The sequence below is a fragment of the Streptosporangium sp. NBC_01755 genome (genome assembly GCF_035917995.1).
In the GTDB taxonomy this organism is placed as follows: Bacteria; Actinomycetota; Actinomycetes; order Streptosporangiales; family Streptosporangiaceae; genus Streptosporangium.
On sequence record NZ_CP109131.1, the window covers coordinates 2,813,393 to 2,829,197 of the forward strand.

Here is a 15,805-nt window from a genome sequence, read left to right on the forward strand (position 1 = left end):
CCCGGCGAAGCCGGCCGGAGCCGTTTCACCGGGACATCTCGGGAGTGCGTCAGGCTGTCGTGAGATAGATCTGGCCGAAGGCCTCGGAGAGCTTCTTGAGGTCGGCGGCCACGTCCACCTCGGGGTTGGCCGGGTCGTAGACGGCGGCCAGGCGGCGCTGGATCGGGGTGAGCTTCTTCAGCTGGTCCCAGGCGGTCAGCCGATTCTCGGCACCCTGGGCGTTCTGGACGCGGGTCCAGACGTTCACCTGCTGGGCGGCTCCGTCCTTGACGGGCACCGACAGCCGGGAGGCGATCTGCTCGTCGGTCACCTGGCCGACGAGACCGGTCTCCTCCGCGGCGATCTGGGTCAGGACGTCCCACGATCGGGCGCGGACCTGGATCCACTGGTTGCGGTGGGCCTGCTCGGCGTCGATCTTCCAGGTGTCGTAGCCGCCGTACAGCAGGCCGGTGTCCAGGGAGAGCTGGTCGACGCGGCCCGCGATCAGCGGAGACTCGATCTTCTCGGGGGCGAGCAGCGGGTACCGCTTGCGCATCTCCGCCTTGCAGGTGTCGTCCGCGCCGCAGGCGAGCTCGGGAACCACCGTGTGGACACCCAGCCGCTTGCCGGGCGCGACCTGGCGGAGGGCGTCGGAGGCCGCGGTGACGAACGCGGTGATCTCCGCATCCGTCTTGAACGTGGTGTTGTAGCCCAGCTGGGAGGTGAAGCGGATGCCCGCGACCTCCGGGCGCGCGGCCAGCGCGCCGATGCGCTTGACCGCGGCGGTGAAGGTCTCGCTGCCCGCCTTCCAGTCGTCGGCCAGCTCGGTGTCGACCCAGACCCTCAGCTGCAGGGCCTTCGCCGCGGTGATCGCCTGACCTGCCGGAGTCTGCGCGGCCGCCGCGACGGCGGCATCCTGGGTACTCGTGGCGGTCGGCTTGGCGGCACCGGTCAGTTCGGGTCCGGGGACGGTGCCGTCGCCACCCTCGCCGTGCCCGTTGATCGAGCACTGCCGGCCCGCCTCACACTCGGGCGTGCCGTCCTCTCCCGCGCCCTCGGGGAGGGGGGAGTTCTCGCCGCCCTCGGCGCCGCCGTCGAGCGGCTCCGGGCAGAAGGATCCGGCGGCCGAGCAGTCGATGAACTTGCCGTTGGACGGGGTGGCCTCTCTGAGGTTGGCGGCGTCGTCGCTGCCCCAGAAGAGCGCGACGCCGAGGGCCTCCTCCGGCTTGGCCAGCCAGTGACACACGATGTAGGCCGGGGCGTCGGCCCCCAGCAGATCGTTGCAGCTGCGGGGATCGTCCTGCGAGTACGCGGCCCCGGGCGTCATGATCCCGACGAGCGCGAGCGCGGCGCCGACGGCGAGGGCCCGGCGCAGAGTAAGTCGCATGTCCTGAACTCCCCGGATAAAGCCAGCCAAAACGATCGACCCACACTTTACCCAGATCGCAATGGGCTCAACAGACCCGGTCAAGGACCCACAGGACTTCGATGCCTTCCGGCTGATCCGGCGTCCCACGCGGGCAGGAGCCCGGGGCATTGCAGGTAGCCGGAATGCCGAGCTCCTACTGGTGTGAAGCGGCAAACGGATGCTGCCAGCGCAGACGGCGGGCGACAAAGACAACATCATGGTGGTGCGGGCAACCGCCCGGGGCAGCGGAGAACCTCGGCCGCGGCGTCAAGCCGATGATGAGACTCCGCTCCCCTCCTTGAAAGCACGCCGATTGGTGCAGACCGAAACAGGACCTTCATGTCATCGTACGCCAACGATCTGAGCAGCCGGTTCCACGGGCTTCCAGGGTCGGATCAGATCATTTGTCTCGTCCTGGCGACCGGCGACCTGCTGAAGCGGATGGAGAGCGCCAGGAACCGGATCGACCGGTCGCTGGTCCAGCAGCGGCGATTCGTGTCGGACGCCTCGCACGAGCTGTTCACCCCGCTCGCCGGGCTCAGGGCTCTCCTGGAAGAGGCCCGGCTGCACCCCGAGGAGACGGACCTGAGCGAGCTGCTGGGAAACGCGCTGAGAGACGTCGACCGGCTTCAGAAGATCGTTAGCGACCTGCTGATGCTGGCGAAGGTCGGTACGAACCCACCGGACGCGTTCGTCAGCACGGACCTGGGTGAGCTGGCCCGCGCCACGGTCTCGCGGCGCGGGGACGACATCCCCGTACGACTTCGGCTCGCCCCCGCTGTCAGGGCGAACGTCGTCGACGCGGAGATCGACCGGCTCCTCTCCAACCTCCTGGACAACGCGCAGCGCCATGCCAGGCGCACGGTGCTGGTCGAGGTGCGCAGGGACGGTGAGTACGGCGAGCTGGTCGTCACCGACGACGGGGACGGCATCGCCGACGCCGACAGGGAACGGGTCTTCGAGCGGTTCACCCGGCTGGACACGGCCCGCTGCCGCAACCGGGGAGGCATCGGGCTCGGCCTCACGATCGCCCGCGACATCGCCGAAGCCCACCTGGGGACCATCGAGGTGGACGGCTCCCCCCTGGGCGGCGCACGGTTCGTCCTCCGCCTTCCGCTCGCCACCGCCGCACGGTTGGACGACCATGGAGAGACCGCTTCCTGCGGGCCCCCCACCCCCTGACCCCCACCCCCTGACCCCTGACCGGACGGCCGCCCGTCCAAGCTCCCCCGGACCGGCGACCGAGTTCCCTCTCCGGCCCGCTCGCCCGGGGCCTCCCGGGCGAGCCTGCCCCATCGGCCGCCGACCGGTGGGGCAGGTCCCCCGCTCACCCCGGCGAGCCGGCCGCGGCCGTCAGTTCTCGATCGGCACCATCACCAGAAGCGACGTGCCCTCCTCCGCGGAACTCGTGATCGTCAGCCTTCCGCCGAGCGTCTCGACGCGGTCCCTGAGCCCGATGAGCCCCGACCCCCCGCCGTACTCGGCTCCCCCGGTCCCGTCGTCGCTGACCGAGAGCCGGGCCGTCGCCCCGGTCACGCCGAAGGTGACGCACACCACGGAGGCGTGCGCGTGTTTCACCACGTTGGTCAACGCCTCCGCCGCCGTGTAGTAGAGAGCCACCTCGACGCGTTCCGGCAGGCGCGGGACGGAGCCCAGCTGGAGTTCGACCGGAACGGCGGAGCGGCGTGCGAGCGTCTTCAGCGCGGGTGCGAGACCGCCCTTCGAGAGAATCGCCGGGTGGATGCCCCTGGAGAGCTCCTGCAGATCCTCCACGACCCCGGTCAGGCCCTGGACCGTGTGAGACAGCTGCTCCCTGAGCTCGGTCATCCCCGGCGGCACTCCGGCCTCCACCGCGCGCAGTTCGAGCCCGAGCGAGACCAGTCGCTGCTGGGCACCGTCGTGCAGGTCACGCTCGATGCGCCGGCGGATCTCGTCGGACGCCGCGACGAGGCGCGTCCGGGAGGCGGCGAGATCGGCACGGGCCTGCGCGTTCGAGATGGCGGTCGCGATCAGCTCGGTGAAGTCCGTCATCCGCTCCTCGGCGCCTTCAAGCCTCGGCTCCCAGCGGCTGTAGAAGGCGAGCACCACACCCCACAATGAGCCGTCGACGATCACGGGAGAGCCGAGCGCGGAGGTGACGCCCATGTCACGGGCCAACTTCATGATCATTCCCGAGGTCTCCGCATAGTTCGTTATCCGGGCCGGCCTTCCCGTCCTCAGCACCATGCCGGAGATGACCGTCTCGTTGATCGGCCACTGCGAGCCGAGAGGCATCACCTCGTTTATGTCCTCCCGGAGGCTCCACGAGCCCACCACCGTCGTGTGGCCGGGATCGTAGCGGCTGACCGACACGTGGTCCGCCTGCATGAGGGAGCCCATTTCGCAGGCGACCGCGTTGAACAGCTCCGTCGAGGAGATGCCCCGCGCCACGAGGGTCGCGACACGCCGCAACGTCGCCTGCTCCTGCGCGATCCTGCGGAGCTCGTCACGACTGGACGCCAGCACGGCCCCGACGCTCTCGCGATCGCGGGCCGCCCGCAACAGTGCTTCCAAAGAGGGCAGCATCCGGTCGCGCAGGCGTATCCGCACGTCTTCCGGCACACCGGCGGGAAGGACGAGCGTGCCGATCCGGCCGCCGTTCTCCATGAGCGGCAGAACCTCGCCGTGCTCGCCGGCGGGGACCTCCTCAAGCCGGATCTCCAGGCCCGGCACCTCCAGAGCCCACGCCAGAAGGTGCGAGGCCGGCGGCAGCGCCGCGCTCAGGTTCTCCGTACGCAGCAGGATGTGGGCCAGTTGCACGGTGAGGTCCGCCTCGCAGCGACGTTGGCTCGTCTGGACGCCCAGTGAGCGCACCCGTGCCGCGATCAAACAGGTCGCCAGCCCGACGAGAAAGAAGATCGAAATCGGGGTCCAGAGCCAGTCCTCCTTGGGGATGAAGCTCCCCACTGGGGGAAGGGTGAAGTAGTTGAAGGCGGCGGCACTGGCCAGCAGGGTCACCAGCCCCGGCCACAGGCCCCAGACGACCGAGACCAGCAGAACGCCGAGCAGGTAGATCTCCCCCGAGGAACCGCCCGGTGTCAAGCGGCCCAGAAAAAGGGACAGCAAAACTTCCACCGCGATGCACACGGCGCCGCCTATGATCCCCAGCACGAAGGATTGACGCTTTGTGTGCGTCAATGACGACAGCAGCCGCTCGCGCATGGATACTAAGATACTCGCATGTAAACGAGATATTTCACACTTCATTCCGGACCGTACCCCGCTCGTGGACTTACGGCCCACTGTCCAGAGTATTGAGAATTCCTTAACCCTGAAGTGGCCATTCTTTTAATGATGGGTCCGGCGGGAAAAACACCGCGAAAGGGCGATGATCGTGCACGAGAACCGGATACGGGTAGCAGTGGCGGACGACGACGTGCTTTTCCGCGAGGGGGTGTCGAGCCTGCTGGCACGATCGGGCTTCGAAGTCGTCGGCCAGGCCGGAGACGCGGTGGAGATCCTCTCCCTGGTCCGTGAGTACCGGCCGGATCTCGTCATCCTCGACATCCGGATGCCCCCGACCCACACGAACGAGGGCCTTGACGCGGCACAGGTGATCCGCGAGGAGTTTCCGGAGATGGGGATCCTCCTGCTGTCGGCGCACATCGAGGTGGAGGAGGCGATGGAGCTGCTCGCCACCGGGCACCGGGTCGGCTACCTGCTCAAGAGCCGGGTGACCGGGGTCAGCGACTTCATGGAGACGCTTGAGCGCGTCGCCCAGGGCGGCTCGGTCGTCGATCCGAGCCTGGTGCGGGAGCTCATCAAGACCCGCCACAGGGACGATCCGCTGGGGCTTCTCACCACGCGCGAGCAGGAGGTCCTCGCCCTGATGGCCGAGGGACGCTCAAATGCCGGCATAGCGAGCAAACTCTGGATCACCGAGGGCACGGTCGAGAAGCACGTGCACAGCATCCTGTCCAGGATGCGGATACCGGGATCGGGAGACGACCACCGCCGTGTCCTCGCCGTACTGGCCTTCCTCGAAGCCCGCTGACCCGGATCGCCGGCGTGGCCTGAAGGACCGATCGGGAAATCCACGGAACACGCCCCGGATCAGCTGGAGCCCAGATCCCCTTCGTCGCAGGTTTCCCGGAGAATGTCGCGGATCGCCGCCCCGGAAAGGGCTGACTTCGCCAGGAACGCGATGGCGGGACTGGCCCTGATCATGTCCACGAAGTCCTTCTCGGCGTGGGTCGAGATCATGATGACGTGCGGACGGCCCTCGGGTGGCACCCGCGCGAGCCGCTGCGCGACGTCGAAACCGTTCTCCTCACCGAGATCGATGTCGACGAGCGCGACGTCCGGCCGGGAATCGCCGATCTGCCGAAGGGCCTCGTCGCCCGCGGAGGCCATGCCGACCACGACGATCCCCTCCCGCTCGAGCAGCGCACGGGCGGCACGACGGAAGTGATCGCTGTCATCGACGATGAGACATCGTACGGCCACATATCGAGGATCTCAGGGAAGCGGCGTCGGCACATTGCAGCTAGCGGGAAAATCGGTCGGAGTCCGAGCGCCTCACACGCGCGTCCACCTCGGCGAGCGGTTCCACTGCCCGGGCGGCGCGATAATCGGGGACATGGTTCCAGCCCAGTGGGTGTCCTAGATGCCGGCCGAATCCTCGCAGACCCTGGAGCGCGGCCTGCGGCTGCTCCGCCTGCTCGCCGACGGGCGCCGGGGCCGCACGCCCACGGAGCTGGCGGCCGAGCTGGAGCTGAGCCGCCCGGCGGTGTACCGCCTGCTCACCACCCTGCAGAGCGAGGGTTTCGTCCGCCGGGACGGCGGCGGGCGGGTCCATCTGGGCTTCGGGGTTCTCGTCCTGGCCCGTGCCGTGCAGCCGCTGCTCCGGGAGGGCGCCCTGCCCACCCTGCGCGGGCTGGCCGAGGAGGTGGGCGCGACCGCGCACCTGACGGTGGCCGAGGGCGATGAGGGCCTGGCGGTGGCTGTGGTCGAACCCTCCTGGACGAACATGCACGTCGCCTACCGCGAGGGGTCCCGCCACCCGCTGACCCGGGGTGCCGCCGGGCTGGCCATCCTCGCCCTGCGCGAGGGCCGCACCGGCTACCAGGTCTCCGAGGGCCAGCTCCAGGAGGGTGCCAGGGGCATCGCCGCCCCCGTACCCGGCCTGCCCTGGCTGGAGGCGTCGGTGGGCGTGGTCGCCTTCACCCCCCTCGACCAGGACTCCGTCGGCCCCCGGGTGGCCGCCGCCGCCGCCGAACTGTCCGGCTCGCTCACTTGAGCATGGCCCCTCCCCCGCACCCCGAGCTCCATCGCTCCCCGGGTGGCCGGCCCCATCCGCCGGACGGTTCCGCATATTAAATACGGTGATAAACGACAAGCAGCGACGAGAACGGCACAGGACTGGCAAGATGGCAAAGTAGAGATCTTCCCTCTCACGCACCAGAGAAAGAGCCCCCGTGCCTGACGAGACCCTCCCTCACACCTCCGGCCGGCAGTCGGTGAACCCGATCGACTCCAGCGTGGCCCACTCCGCCCGGATCTGGAACTACTGGCTCGGCGGCAAGGACAACTACGCCATCGACCGCGAGATCGGCGACCAGTTCGTCGGGATATTTCCCGAGATTGTGGATATTGCCCGTTCCTCCAGGGCCTTCCTCTCCCGCGCCGTCGAGTACATGGCCGACGAGGGCGGGATCCGCCAGTTCCTCGACATCGGCACCGGGCTGCCCACCGTCGACAACACCCACCAGGTCGCCCAGCGGGTGGCCCCGGACGCGCGCATCGTCTACGTCGACAACGACCCCATGGTGCTGACGCACGCCCGCGCCCTGCTGACCGGCACCGCCGAGGGCACGACCGAGTACATCGACTCCAACGTGCGCGACCCCGACAGGATCCTGGAGGCCGCCCAGGCCACCCTGGACTTCGACAGGCCCATCGGGCTCATGCTGATGAACATCCTGGGTCACATCACCGACATCGATGAGGGGCGGTCGATCGCACGTCGCCTGCTGGAGGCCCTGCCCTCCGGCAGCTACCTGGCGGTCGCCGACGGCACCAACGTCATCAAGGGCGGGAAGTTCGAGAAGGCCATCGCCATCTGGAACGAGGCAGGCTCGGTTCCGTACACCCTGCGCAGCCCCGAGCAGATCGCGAGCTACTTCGAGGGCCTGGAACTGGTGGAGCCCGGCGTGGTCTCGTGCCCGCTCTGGCGTCCCGGCCCTTCGATCGTCGGCGGCCTCCGCGAGGTGGACGAGTTCTGCGCCGTCGGCCGCAAGCCCTGATGCACTAAGCACTTTCTGTCACGGAGCAGCCGGGCCCGCCTCCCCAGCGGGCCCTTGGCACCCGGATCAACCTCACCCGGGTGAAACGAGCAACCGGGCCCGCCTCCCCAGCGGGCCCTTCTTTCATTCAGGGGCGGCTCTCCGCCTTCTTCTTGAGGTTGTCTCTCCGCCTTCTTCTTGAGGTTGTGGAGCCAGTCGGCCAGCGAGGCGTCCAGTGCCGCCTGCAGCGCGGGGACGTTCGCCGACACCGGCGCAGCGACCGACCCGCACGACACCGGCGCAGCGACCAACCCACACGACACCGGCGGCCGCGACCGACCCGACCGAGTCCCCGGAGGGATCCGCGAGAACGGGCCGGCCGACAGCCGGGCGGGTGCCGCTTGACATCCCTCCCACCCTGGCGGATGGTTGTTCATATAAAGGACATATGCGTCCGATAAGCGGACAAGGTGGGGGAAGTGGATGCCGTACTACCGGGTCGTGGGGGAGATACCTCGCAAGCGGCATGTGCAGTTCCGGCGGCCCGACGGCGGGCTGTACGCCGAGGAGCTGATGGGTGAGGAGGGGTTCTCCAGCGACTCGTCGCTGCTCTACCACCGCCATCTCCCCACGGCGATCATCAAGGCCGAGGCCGTCGAACCCACCGAGGCCGGCCGGCTCGCCCCCAACCTGCCCCTCTCCCCCCGCCACCTGCGCACCCAGGACCTACCGGTCGGGGGCGACCTGGTCACCGGGCGCGGGCTGCTCGCCGGCAATGCCGACGTCCGCATGTCGTACACCGCGAGCGAGGCGCCCAGCGAGCTCTACCGCAACTCCATGGGCGACGAGTGCGTCTACATCGCGAGCGGGCGGGTCAGGTTCGAGTCGACGTACGGGGTGATCGAGGCAGGTGAGGGCGACTACGTCGTCATCCCCACCGGAACAATCCACCGCTGGGTGCCGCAGGGCCGCGTCACGGCGTTCACCATCGAGGCCGCGGGACACATCCGGCCCCCCAAGCGCTACCTGTCCACCCACGGCCAGTTCCTGGAGCACGCCCCCTACTGCGAGCGCGACCTGCGCTCTCCTGACGAGCCGCTCATCGTCGAGGGCGAGGAGGTGCCGGTGCTGGTCCGCACGCGCGGCGGGCTGACCCGGCTGGTCTACCGCAACCACCCGTTCGACGTGGTCGGCTGGGACGGCTGCCTCTACCCGTACGCGTTCAACATCAACGACTTCGAGCCCGTCGTGAAGCGCACCCACGCCCCGCCGCCGGTGCACCAGACCTTCGAGGGCCCGAACTTCGTGATCTGCTCGTTCTGCCCCCGACCGCTCGACTTCCACCCCGACGCGGTCCCGATCCCGTACAACCACCACAACGTCGACTCCGACGAGCTGATGTTCTACGCGGGCGGCGACTACACGGCCCGCAGGGGCTCGGGCATCGACGTCGGCTCGGTCTCGCTGCACCCGGCCGGGTTCACGCACGGCCCGCAGCCCGGCGCCGTCGAGGCGGTCATCGAGGCGGTCCGGCAGGGCCACACCCAGACGAGCGAGCTGGCCGTGATGGTCGACACCTTCCGCCCCCTCGACCTCGGCCCCGCCGGCCTGTCGGTGGAGGACCCCGGCTACGCGTGGACGTGGGCCCGTTGACGGGCGGGTGCCCGGCGGCGGGTTCGGCTCCCACGGCCGGCCCAAGCACAGACCCCGCTTCCTCGGCCACCCCGAGTACAGGTGCGGGGCGGACCCGGTCACGGGATCGCCACTGGGTATGGGCAGGGCCATGGGTACAGACATGAACACGAACCTGGGAATGGGAACGGCGACGCTCTTCCGGGGGCTCGTCGACGACGCCGGGCTCTTCCCGCCGACCGGGCTGCCGATGGCCGAAGCCCTGGAACGGCACAGGAACGACCTGGCAGGCAACGACCCGGTGCTCACCCACCGGTTCCTCTGCACGGCCGGCCGCCTGGCGGAGCTCCGCGACCACCTGACCTTCCCGATCCGGCTCGGCCTGATCCTGGACACCCCCGACCTCCCGCCACTCGATGACCTCACCGTCGAGTTGGTCGAGGTGCGGCAGGCACCGGACGAGACACCTCAGGCCGTGTCGGAGCGGCTGGCCGACCGGCTGCCCGCCGGGGCCGGGCTGTTCGTCGAGGTGCCTCTCGACGACCGTGGGTCCCTGCCGCACGGCGGCTCGGGACCCGGACTGAAGTTCCGCTGCGGCGGGCTGACCGCCGATGCCTTTCCCAGCGCCGTCGACCTGGGCGCCGTCATCGCGCACTGCGCGGAGCACGGTGTGCCGTTCAAGGCGACCGCGGGCCTGCACAACGCGGTCCGCCACTTCGACTCCGCGCTGGGGGTGGACCGGCATGGCTTCCTCAACCTGGTCCTCGCGGTCTGCGCGGCCACGGAGGGCCGCGATCCGGTACCGGCACTGAAGCTGACGGACGTCGGCGAGCTGGTACGGCTCGCGCGGGCCGTACCCCAGGAAATCGCGACGCGGGCCAGGGAGCTGCTGGTGTCGTACGGATCATGCAGCACGAGCACCCCGATCGAGGACCTCACGGCCCTGGGTCTCATCGCCCGGCGCCCGGCCGCGGCCGTACACACAACGAAGGAGAGCAAGTGATGGCTTGGGGCCTGGAGAACCTGCCCTACGGGGTCTTCTCACGCCGCGAGGGGGAGATCCCCCGCGTCGGCGTCCGGTACGGCGATCATGTCGTCGACCTCGCCGGAGCCCTGCACGACGAGGTGTTCGCCACCGGCTCGCTCAACGCCTTCTTGGCCAGGGGTCCGGTCGCGTGGCGGGACACCCGCACCCTGATCCAGAACAAGCTGAGCACCGACCTGTCGGTGGTCGAGCCGCACCTCGTCCCGCTGGAGCGGGTGACGCTGCACCTGCCGATCGAGGTGGCCGACTACGTCGACTTCTACTGCTCGCTGGAGCACGCCTCCAACCTGGGCCGGATGTTCCGCCCCGACGAGGAGCCGCTCAAGCCGAACTGGCGGCACCTGCCGGTCGGCTACCACGGCAGGGCCGGGACCGTCGTCGCCTCCGGCACCCCGATCACCCGGCCGTCCGGGCAGCGCGGCGCGGGGGTCTTCGGCCCGTCCGTCAAGCTGGACATCGAGGCGGAGCTGGGGTTCGTCGTCGGCGCGCCGACGGCCCTCGGTGACCGGGCCGGACGGTTCGCAGACCACGTGTTCGGCGTGACCCTGGTGAACGACTGGAGCGCCCGCGACATCCAGGCCTGGGAGTACGTCCCGCTTGGCCCGTTCCTCGGCAAGTCCTTCGCCACCTCGATCTCGCCGTGGGTCACCCCGCTCGCCGCCCTGTCCGAGGCGCGCGTCGAGGGCAGGGCACAGGATCCCGAGCCGCTCGGCTACCTGCGCCGTTCGGAACCGTGGGGGCTCGACCTGCGGCTGGAGGTCGCGGTGAACGGCGAGGTCGTCTCCCGCCCCCCGTACCGGGACATGTACTGGACACCCGACCAGATGCTCGCCCACATGACCGTCAACGGCGCCGCACTGCGCACCGGCGATCTCTACGCCAGCGGCACGATCTCCGGCACCGGGCCGGGCGAGCGCGGCTCGCTGATCGAGCTGACCTGGAACGGGACCGAGCCGCTCAAGCTGCCCGACGGCTCGGTCAGGGCCTTTCTGGAGGACGGGGACACCGTCACGATCACCGCGACGGCCCCGGGACCCGGCGGAACCGTGATCACCCTGGGCGAGGTGTCGGGAAAGATCGAGCCCGCGAGGTAGGCGGGGCACGAGCGCTCCTGACAGGCGTCCGGCGGAAGACATACGGTAGGGAAAGGAACCTCCAGGACGCCTGATCCGTTGACTAAGGAGGAGGGCCGGAGCATGGATTACTGGGTCATTTGGCTGATTCTGGCGCTCGTGCTGGGAATCGCCGAGATCTTCACCCTGACCACTGCTCTCGGCCTGCTCGGGGGTGCCGCCCTCGTCGCCTCCGTCGTCGCCGGCCTCGGGCTGCCGATTCCGCTCCAGCTTCTGGCCTTCGTCGCCTCCCTGGGCGCGGGGGTGGTCGTGGTCCGGCCCATCGCCAAGCGCCACCTCAGCGCGCTGCAACCCCGGAGCCAGCGGTTCGGGATCCAGGCGATCGTCGGCAAATCCGCGTACGTGCTGCGCGAGGTGACCGGCCAGGACGGCCGGGTGCGGATCGGCGGCGAGGAGTGGTCCGCCAGAGCCTACGACGAGACCCTGGTGATACCCGCCGGGGCGACCGTCGACGTCATCGAGATCGAGGGCGCGACCGCTCTCGTGTATCCCCGGGATTGAACGATGAAGGACTTCCTCCCCGCCCTGAAGGACAGGGCATCCGCTCTAGATATCAGGTTGGTGACTTCATGGACGCTGTGCTCATAGCCGGGCTTCTCATCGTCCTGCTGGCGGTGTTCACCGTGGTTCGCTCGGTGCGCATCGTCCCGCAGGCGCGGGCCCGCAACGTGGAGCGGCTCGGCCGCTACCACAGCACGCTCAAGCCCGGCCTCAACTTCGTGATCCCGTACATCGACCGGGTCTATCCGATGATCGACCTGCGCGAGCAGGTCGTCTCCTTCCAGCCCCAGCCGGTGATCACCGAAGACAACCTCGTTGTCGAAATCGACACGGTTTTGTACTTCCAGGTCACCGACCCCCGGGCGGCGGCGTACGAGATCGCCAACTACATCCAGGCCGTCGAGCAGCTCACGGTCACCACGCTGCGCAACGTCGTCGGCTCGCTGGACCTGGAGATGACGCTGACCTCGCGCGACACGATCAACAGCCAGCTCCGTGGCGTGCTCGACGAAGCGACCGGCAAGTGGGGCATCCGGGTCAACCGGGTGGAGATCAAGGCCATCGACCCGCCGAAGAGCATCAAGGAGGCGATGGAGAAGCAGATGCGCGCCGAGCGGGACAAGCGCGCGGCGATCCTCAACGCCGAGGGTCAGCGGCAGTCGCAGATCCTCACCGCCGAGGGTGACAAGCAGAGCGCGATCCTGCGGGCCGAGGGTGACCGGAGCGCCGCGATCCTCAAGGCCGAGGGCCAGTCGCAGGCCATCGACGAGGTCTTCCAGGCCGTGCACCGCAACGACCCCGACCCCAAGCTGCTGGCGTACCAGTATCTCCAGGTGCTGCCCGAGCTGGCCAAGGGCCCGAACAACACGTTCTGGGTGATCCCCAGCGAGGTCACCTCGGCCATCCAGGGTGTCTCCAGGGCGTTCACCGAGGCGCTGCCGCAGTCGGCGGCCACCCGCGAGGCCCCCAGGGTCAACGAGGCCGCCGAACAGGAGCGCAAGCAGGCCGAGCAGGCCGCCGCCGAGGCGGTCGCCGAGGCCGCCGAGGCCGATCTGGGCCCCCGCCAGCTCAACGCGGCCCCGGCCCCCCTGCCCGCCGACGGCCTCTCGGTCCCGCAGGAGGAGCACCACCGCACCACCCCCTGACCCCGCACGCTCCCTGCTCCGAGGCCCCTGTCACGACGATCATCGTCGCGACAGGGGCCGTCCCCGTTGGGGCCGGTTCCGCTGGGACAGCCGGTTCCGTCGAGGGGATCGATCTCGGTGAGAAGACTGGTCCCGTTACGGGAACCGCCCATCTGGCCGATTTGCGATCAAATGTCCGGGTATGCCGCTAGAAGCGAGGACCGGGCGTGAAGCAACGCTGTGGGCAGGGTTAAGAAAACCGCGATGGACACCCCCGAAGGCGGCCGGGCACAGTGCATAGGGTTCGGAGTTGAGGGGGGATCCGTGATGAAAGCGCTGGTCAAGGAGAGGGCCGAACCCGGCCTGTGGCTGACCGACGTACCGGAACCGTCGGTCGGCGCCGGGGAGGTGCTGATCAAGGTTCTGCGGACCGGGATCTGCGGGACGGACCTGCACATCCGGAGTTTCGACGCGTGGGCCCGGCAGACCCTGCGGATCCCGCTCGTCATCGGGCACGAGTTCTGCGGCGAGGTCGTCGAGGTGGCGCCGGGCGTGGAGGACATCGCGATCGGCGACCTGGTCAGCGGCGAGGGGCACCTGGTCTGCGGCAAGTGCCGCAACTGCATGGCCGGACGACGGCACCTGTGCCGCAGCACGATCGGGCTGGGGGTCAACCGGGACGGCGCCTTCGCCGAGTACCTGACGCTCCCGGCCTCCAACGTCTGGGTGCACCGGGTGCCGGTGGACCTGGACGTGGCGGCGATCTTCGACCCGTTCGGCAACGCGGTGCACACCGCGCTGACGTTCCCGATGGTCGGCGAGGACGTGCTGATCACCGGGGCCGGGCCGATCGGGCTGATGGCCGCCGCGGTGGCCACCCACGTGGGCGCCCGCAACGTGGTCATCACCGACGTCAGCCACGAACGGCTGGCCATCGCGAACAAGCTGGGCGTCACCCTGGCGCTGAACGTCGCCGAGAAGTCCGTCACCGACGGCCTGCGCGAACTCGGCATGCGGGAGGGCTTCGACGTGGGACTGGAGATGTCCGGGAACCCGCAGGCGCTCCGCGACATGATCGCCAACATGTCGCACGGCGGGAAGATCGCCATGCTCGGGCTGCCCGCCGAGGAGTTCGCCGTCGACTTCGCGACCGTGGTGACCTCGATGATCACCATCAAGGGCATCTACGGCCGGGAGATGTACGAGACGTGGTACGCCATGTCCGTGCTCCTGGAGAAGGGCCTCGACCTGTCCCCCGTGATCACCGACCGCTTCTCCTACCGCGACTTCGACGCGGCCTTCGACACCGCCGCCGGCGGCAGGACCGGCAAGATCATCCTGGACTGGACCGCCTGATGTCCGGCGTCCGGCGCGACTTCGACACCGCCGCCGGCGGCAAAACCGGCAGGATCATCCTGGACTGGACCGCCTGATGTCCGGCGTCCGGCGCGACTTCGACACCGCCGCCGGCGGCAAAACCGGCAAGATCACCTTGGATTGGACCGCCTGATGTTCGACAACGTCCGCGACGACTTCCGTACCACCCTGAACGAGATCGCATCCGCCGGGCTGCTCAAGCCGGAGCGGGTCATCACCACCCCTCAGCGCGCCGACATCGCCGTGACCGGCGGCGGTGAGGTGCTGAACTTCTGCGCCAACAACTACCTGGGCCTGGCCGACCACCCCGAGGTGATCGCCGCCGCCAAGGAGGCCCTCGACCGCTGGGGTTTCGGCATGGCCTCGGTCCGTTTCATCTGCGGCACCCAGGAGGTGCACAAGGAGCTGGAGACGCGGCTGTCCGCCTTCCTCGGCCAGGAGGACACCGTCCTCTACAGCTCGTGCTTCGACGCCAACGGCGGCATCTTCGAGACCCTGCTCGACGACCGGGACGCGGTGATCTCCGACGCGCTCAACCACGCGAGCGTCATCGACGGCATCCGCCTGTCCAAGGCCCGGCGCCTGCGCTACGCCAACCGCGACCTGGCCGAGCTGGAGGCACGGCTCAAGGAGTCCGCCGACGCCCGGCGCAGGCTGATCGTCACCGACGGCGTCTTCTCCATGGACGGCTACCTCGCGCCGCTGGCGGAGATCTGCGACCTGGCGGAGCGGTACGGGGCCATGGTGATGGTCGACGACTCGCACGCCGTCGGCTTCGTCGGCGAGCACGGCGGGGGCACCCCCGAGCTGCACGGTGTGCGGGACCGGGTCGACATCCTCACCGGCACGCTCGGCAAGGCGCTCGGCGGGGCCAGCGGCGGCTACGTCGCGGCCCGCGAGGAGATCTGCGAACTGCTCCGCCAGCGCTCGCGCCCCTACCTGTTCTCCAACTCCCTGGCCCCGGTGATCGCCGCCGCGTCGCTGCGCGTCCTCGACCTGATCAGCGGCTCGGACGAGGCCCGCCGGCGGCTGCGCGCCAACACCGAGCGGTTCCGCGCCGGGATGATCGCAGCCGGGTTCGACATCCTGCCCGGCGACCACCCCATCGTCCCGGTGATGATCGGCGACGCCGCCAAGGCCGCCGCGATGGCCGAACGCCTGCTGGAGCTGGGCGTCTACGTGATCGGCTTCTCCTATCCCGTCGTCCCGCACGGCCAGGCCCGGATCCGGGTCCAGCTCTCCGCGGCCCACTCCACCGAGGACGTCGACCGAGCCCTGGAGGCGTTCGCCACGGCCCGCGGCTGATCGTCCGCCACGACGCGCGGGACTGACCCGCGCGCCGT

Annotated in this window: 14 protein-coding genes; 11 read left to right on the top strand and 3 right to left on the bottom strand. The window is 69.4% G+C overall.

What is annotated here, in order from left to right; all coding sequences use genetic code 11:
* Positions 1–49 precede the first annotated feature (49 nt).
* Positions 50–1,366 (bottom strand): hypothetical protein, encoded by a 1,317-nt coding sequence (locus tag OG884_RS12890; protein WP_326645348.1) that lies wholly within the window; start codon positions 1,364–1,366, stop codon positions 50–52.
* 360 nt (positions 1,367–1,726) lie between these two features.
* On the opposite strand from OG884_RS12890, the gene OG884_RS12895 reads away from it, so the two are divergent.
* Entirely contained in the window at positions 1,727–2,569 is an 843-nt protein-coding gene (locus OG884_RS12895; RefSeq protein ID WP_326645350.1) for a sensor histidine kinase, read from the top strand.
* A 171-nt stretch (positions 2,570–2,740) separates the two neighbouring features.
* Here OG884_RS12895 and OG884_RS12900 read toward each other — a convergent pair whose 3' ends face one another.
* Entirely contained in the window at positions 2,741–4,633 is a 1,893-nt protein-coding gene (locus tag OG884_RS12900) for a sensor histidine kinase (protein WP_326646914.1), read from the bottom strand.
* Between the two features lie 121 nt (positions 4,634–4,754).
* Between OG884_RS12900 and OG884_RS12905 the strand changes: the two genes are divergently transcribed.
* Positions 4,755–5,420 carry a response regulator transcription factor gene (locus OG884_RS12905; RefSeq protein WP_326645352.1) on the top strand — a complete coding sequence of 222 codons (666 nt, stop codon included), beginning with the start codon at positions 4,755–4,757 and terminating at the stop codon, positions 5,418–5,420.
* A 59-nt stretch (positions 5,421–5,479) separates the two neighbouring features.
* Here OG884_RS12905 and OG884_RS12910 read toward each other — a convergent pair whose 3' ends face one another.
* Entirely contained in the window at positions 5,480–5,872 is a 393-nt protein-coding gene (locus OG884_RS12910; protein WP_326645353.1) for a response regulator transcription factor, read from the bottom strand.
* Positions 5,873–6,032: 160 nt separating this feature from the next.
* Here OG884_RS12910 and OG884_RS12915 point away from each other — a divergent pair, with 160 nt between their 5' ends.
* From OG884_RS12915 to OG884_RS12955, 9 genes are all read left to right on the top strand, one after another.
* The gene (locus tag OG884_RS12915) at positions 6,033–6,665 is read left to right on the top strand and encodes an IclR family transcriptional regulator (RefSeq protein WP_326645355.1); all 633 of its coding nucleotides are present in this window, start codon (positions 6,033–6,035) and stop codon (positions 6,663–6,665) included.
* A gap of 178 nt (positions 6,666–6,843) precedes the next feature.
* Entirely contained in the window at positions 6,844–7,671 is an 828-nt protein-coding gene (locus OG884_RS12920; protein ID WP_326645356.1) for an SAM-dependent methyltransferase, read from the top strand.
* Between the two features lie 462 nt (positions 7,672–8,133).
* Positions 8,134–9,303, top strand: a complete 1,170-nt coding sequence (locus OG884_RS12925) for a homogentisate 1,2-dioxygenase (RefSeq protein ID WP_326645359.1) — start codon at positions 8,134–8,136, stop codon at positions 9,301–9,303.
* 142 nt (positions 9,304–9,445) lie between these two features.
* Positions 9,446–10,285: a hypothetical protein gene (locus tag OG884_RS12930; RefSeq protein WP_326645360.1), complete on the top strand. Its 840-nt coding sequence runs from the start codon at positions 9,446–9,448 to the stop codon at positions 10,283–10,285.
* Positions 10,285–11,421, top strand: coding sequence for a fumarylacetoacetase (fahA, locus tag OG884_RS12935; protein WP_326645362.1), 1,137 nt, complete (start codon positions 10,285–10,287; stop codon positions 11,419–11,421). Before OG884_RS12930 ends, fahA begins: the two co-directional genes overlap by 1 nt.
* A gap of 102 nt (positions 11,422–11,523) precedes the next feature.
* Entirely contained in the window at positions 11,524–11,961 is a 438-nt protein-coding gene (locus tag OG884_RS12940) for an NfeD family protein (protein ID WP_326645364.1), read from the top strand.
* Between the two features lie 68 nt (positions 11,962–12,029).
* Entirely contained in the window at positions 12,030–13,106 is a 1,077-nt protein-coding gene (locus OG884_RS12945) for an SPFH domain-containing protein (RefSeq protein WP_326645366.1), read from the top strand.
* A 306-nt stretch (positions 13,107–13,412) separates the two neighbouring features.
* Positions 13,413–14,441, top strand: coding sequence for an L-threonine 3-dehydrogenase (tdh, locus tag OG884_RS12950; RefSeq protein WP_326645368.1), 1,029 nt, complete (start codon positions 13,413–13,415; stop codon positions 14,439–14,441).
* Between the two features lie 153 nt (positions 14,442–14,594).
* Positions 14,595–15,767: a glycine C-acetyltransferase gene (locus OG884_RS12955; RefSeq protein WP_326645370.1), complete on the top strand. Its 1,173-nt coding sequence runs from the start codon at positions 14,595–14,597 to the stop codon at positions 15,765–15,767.
* The last annotated feature ends 38 nt before the right edge of the window (positions 15,768–15,805 follow it).

Bases quoted from the DNA above. Each gene is read 5' to 3' on its own strand.
- fahA (WP_326645362.1), top strand. From the start codon at position 10,285: ATGGCTTGGGGCCTGGAGAACCTGCCCTACGGGGTCTTCTCACGCCGC.
- OG884_RS12895 (WP_326645350.1), top strand. From the start codon at position 1,727: ATGTCATCGTACGCCAACGATCTGAGCAGCCGGTTCCACGGGCTTCCA.
- OG884_RS12945 (WP_326645366.1), top strand. From the start codon at position 12,030: ATGGACGCTGTGCTCATAGCCGGGCTTCTCATCGTCCTGCTGGCGGTG.
- OG884_RS12900 (WP_326646914.1), bottom strand. From the start codon at position 4,633: ATGAAGTGTGAAATATCTCGTTTACATGCGAGTATCTTAGTATCCATG.
- tdh (WP_326645368.1), top strand. From the start codon at position 13,413: ATGAAAGCGCTGGTCAAGGAGAGGGCCGAACCCGGCCTGTGGCTGACC.
- OG884_RS12930 (WP_326645360.1), top strand. From the start codon at position 9,446: ATGAACACGAACCTGGGAATGGGAACGGCGACGCTCTTCCGGGGGCTC.
- OG884_RS12925 (WP_326645359.1), top strand. From the start codon at position 8,134: ATGCCGTACTACCGGGTCGTGGGGGAGATACCTCGCAAGCGGCATGTG.
- OG884_RS12890 (WP_326645348.1), bottom strand. From the start codon at position 1,366: ATGCGACTTACTCTGCGCCGGGCCCTCGCCGTCGGCGCCGCGCTCGCG.
- OG884_RS12915 (WP_326645355.1), top strand. From the start codon at position 6,033: ATGCCGGCCGAATCCTCGCAGACCCTGGAGCGCGGCCTGCGGCTGCTC.
- OG884_RS12955 (WP_326645370.1), top strand. From the start codon at position 14,595: ATGTTCGACAACGTCCGCGACGACTTCCGTACCACCCTGAACGAGATC.
- OG884_RS12905 (WP_326645352.1), top strand. From the start codon at position 4,755: ATGATCGTGCACGAGAACCGGATACGGGTAGCAGTGGCGGACGACGAC.
- OG884_RS12940 (WP_326645364.1), top strand. From the start codon at position 11,524: ATGGATTACTGGGTCATTTGGCTGATTCTGGCGCTCGTGCTGGGAATC.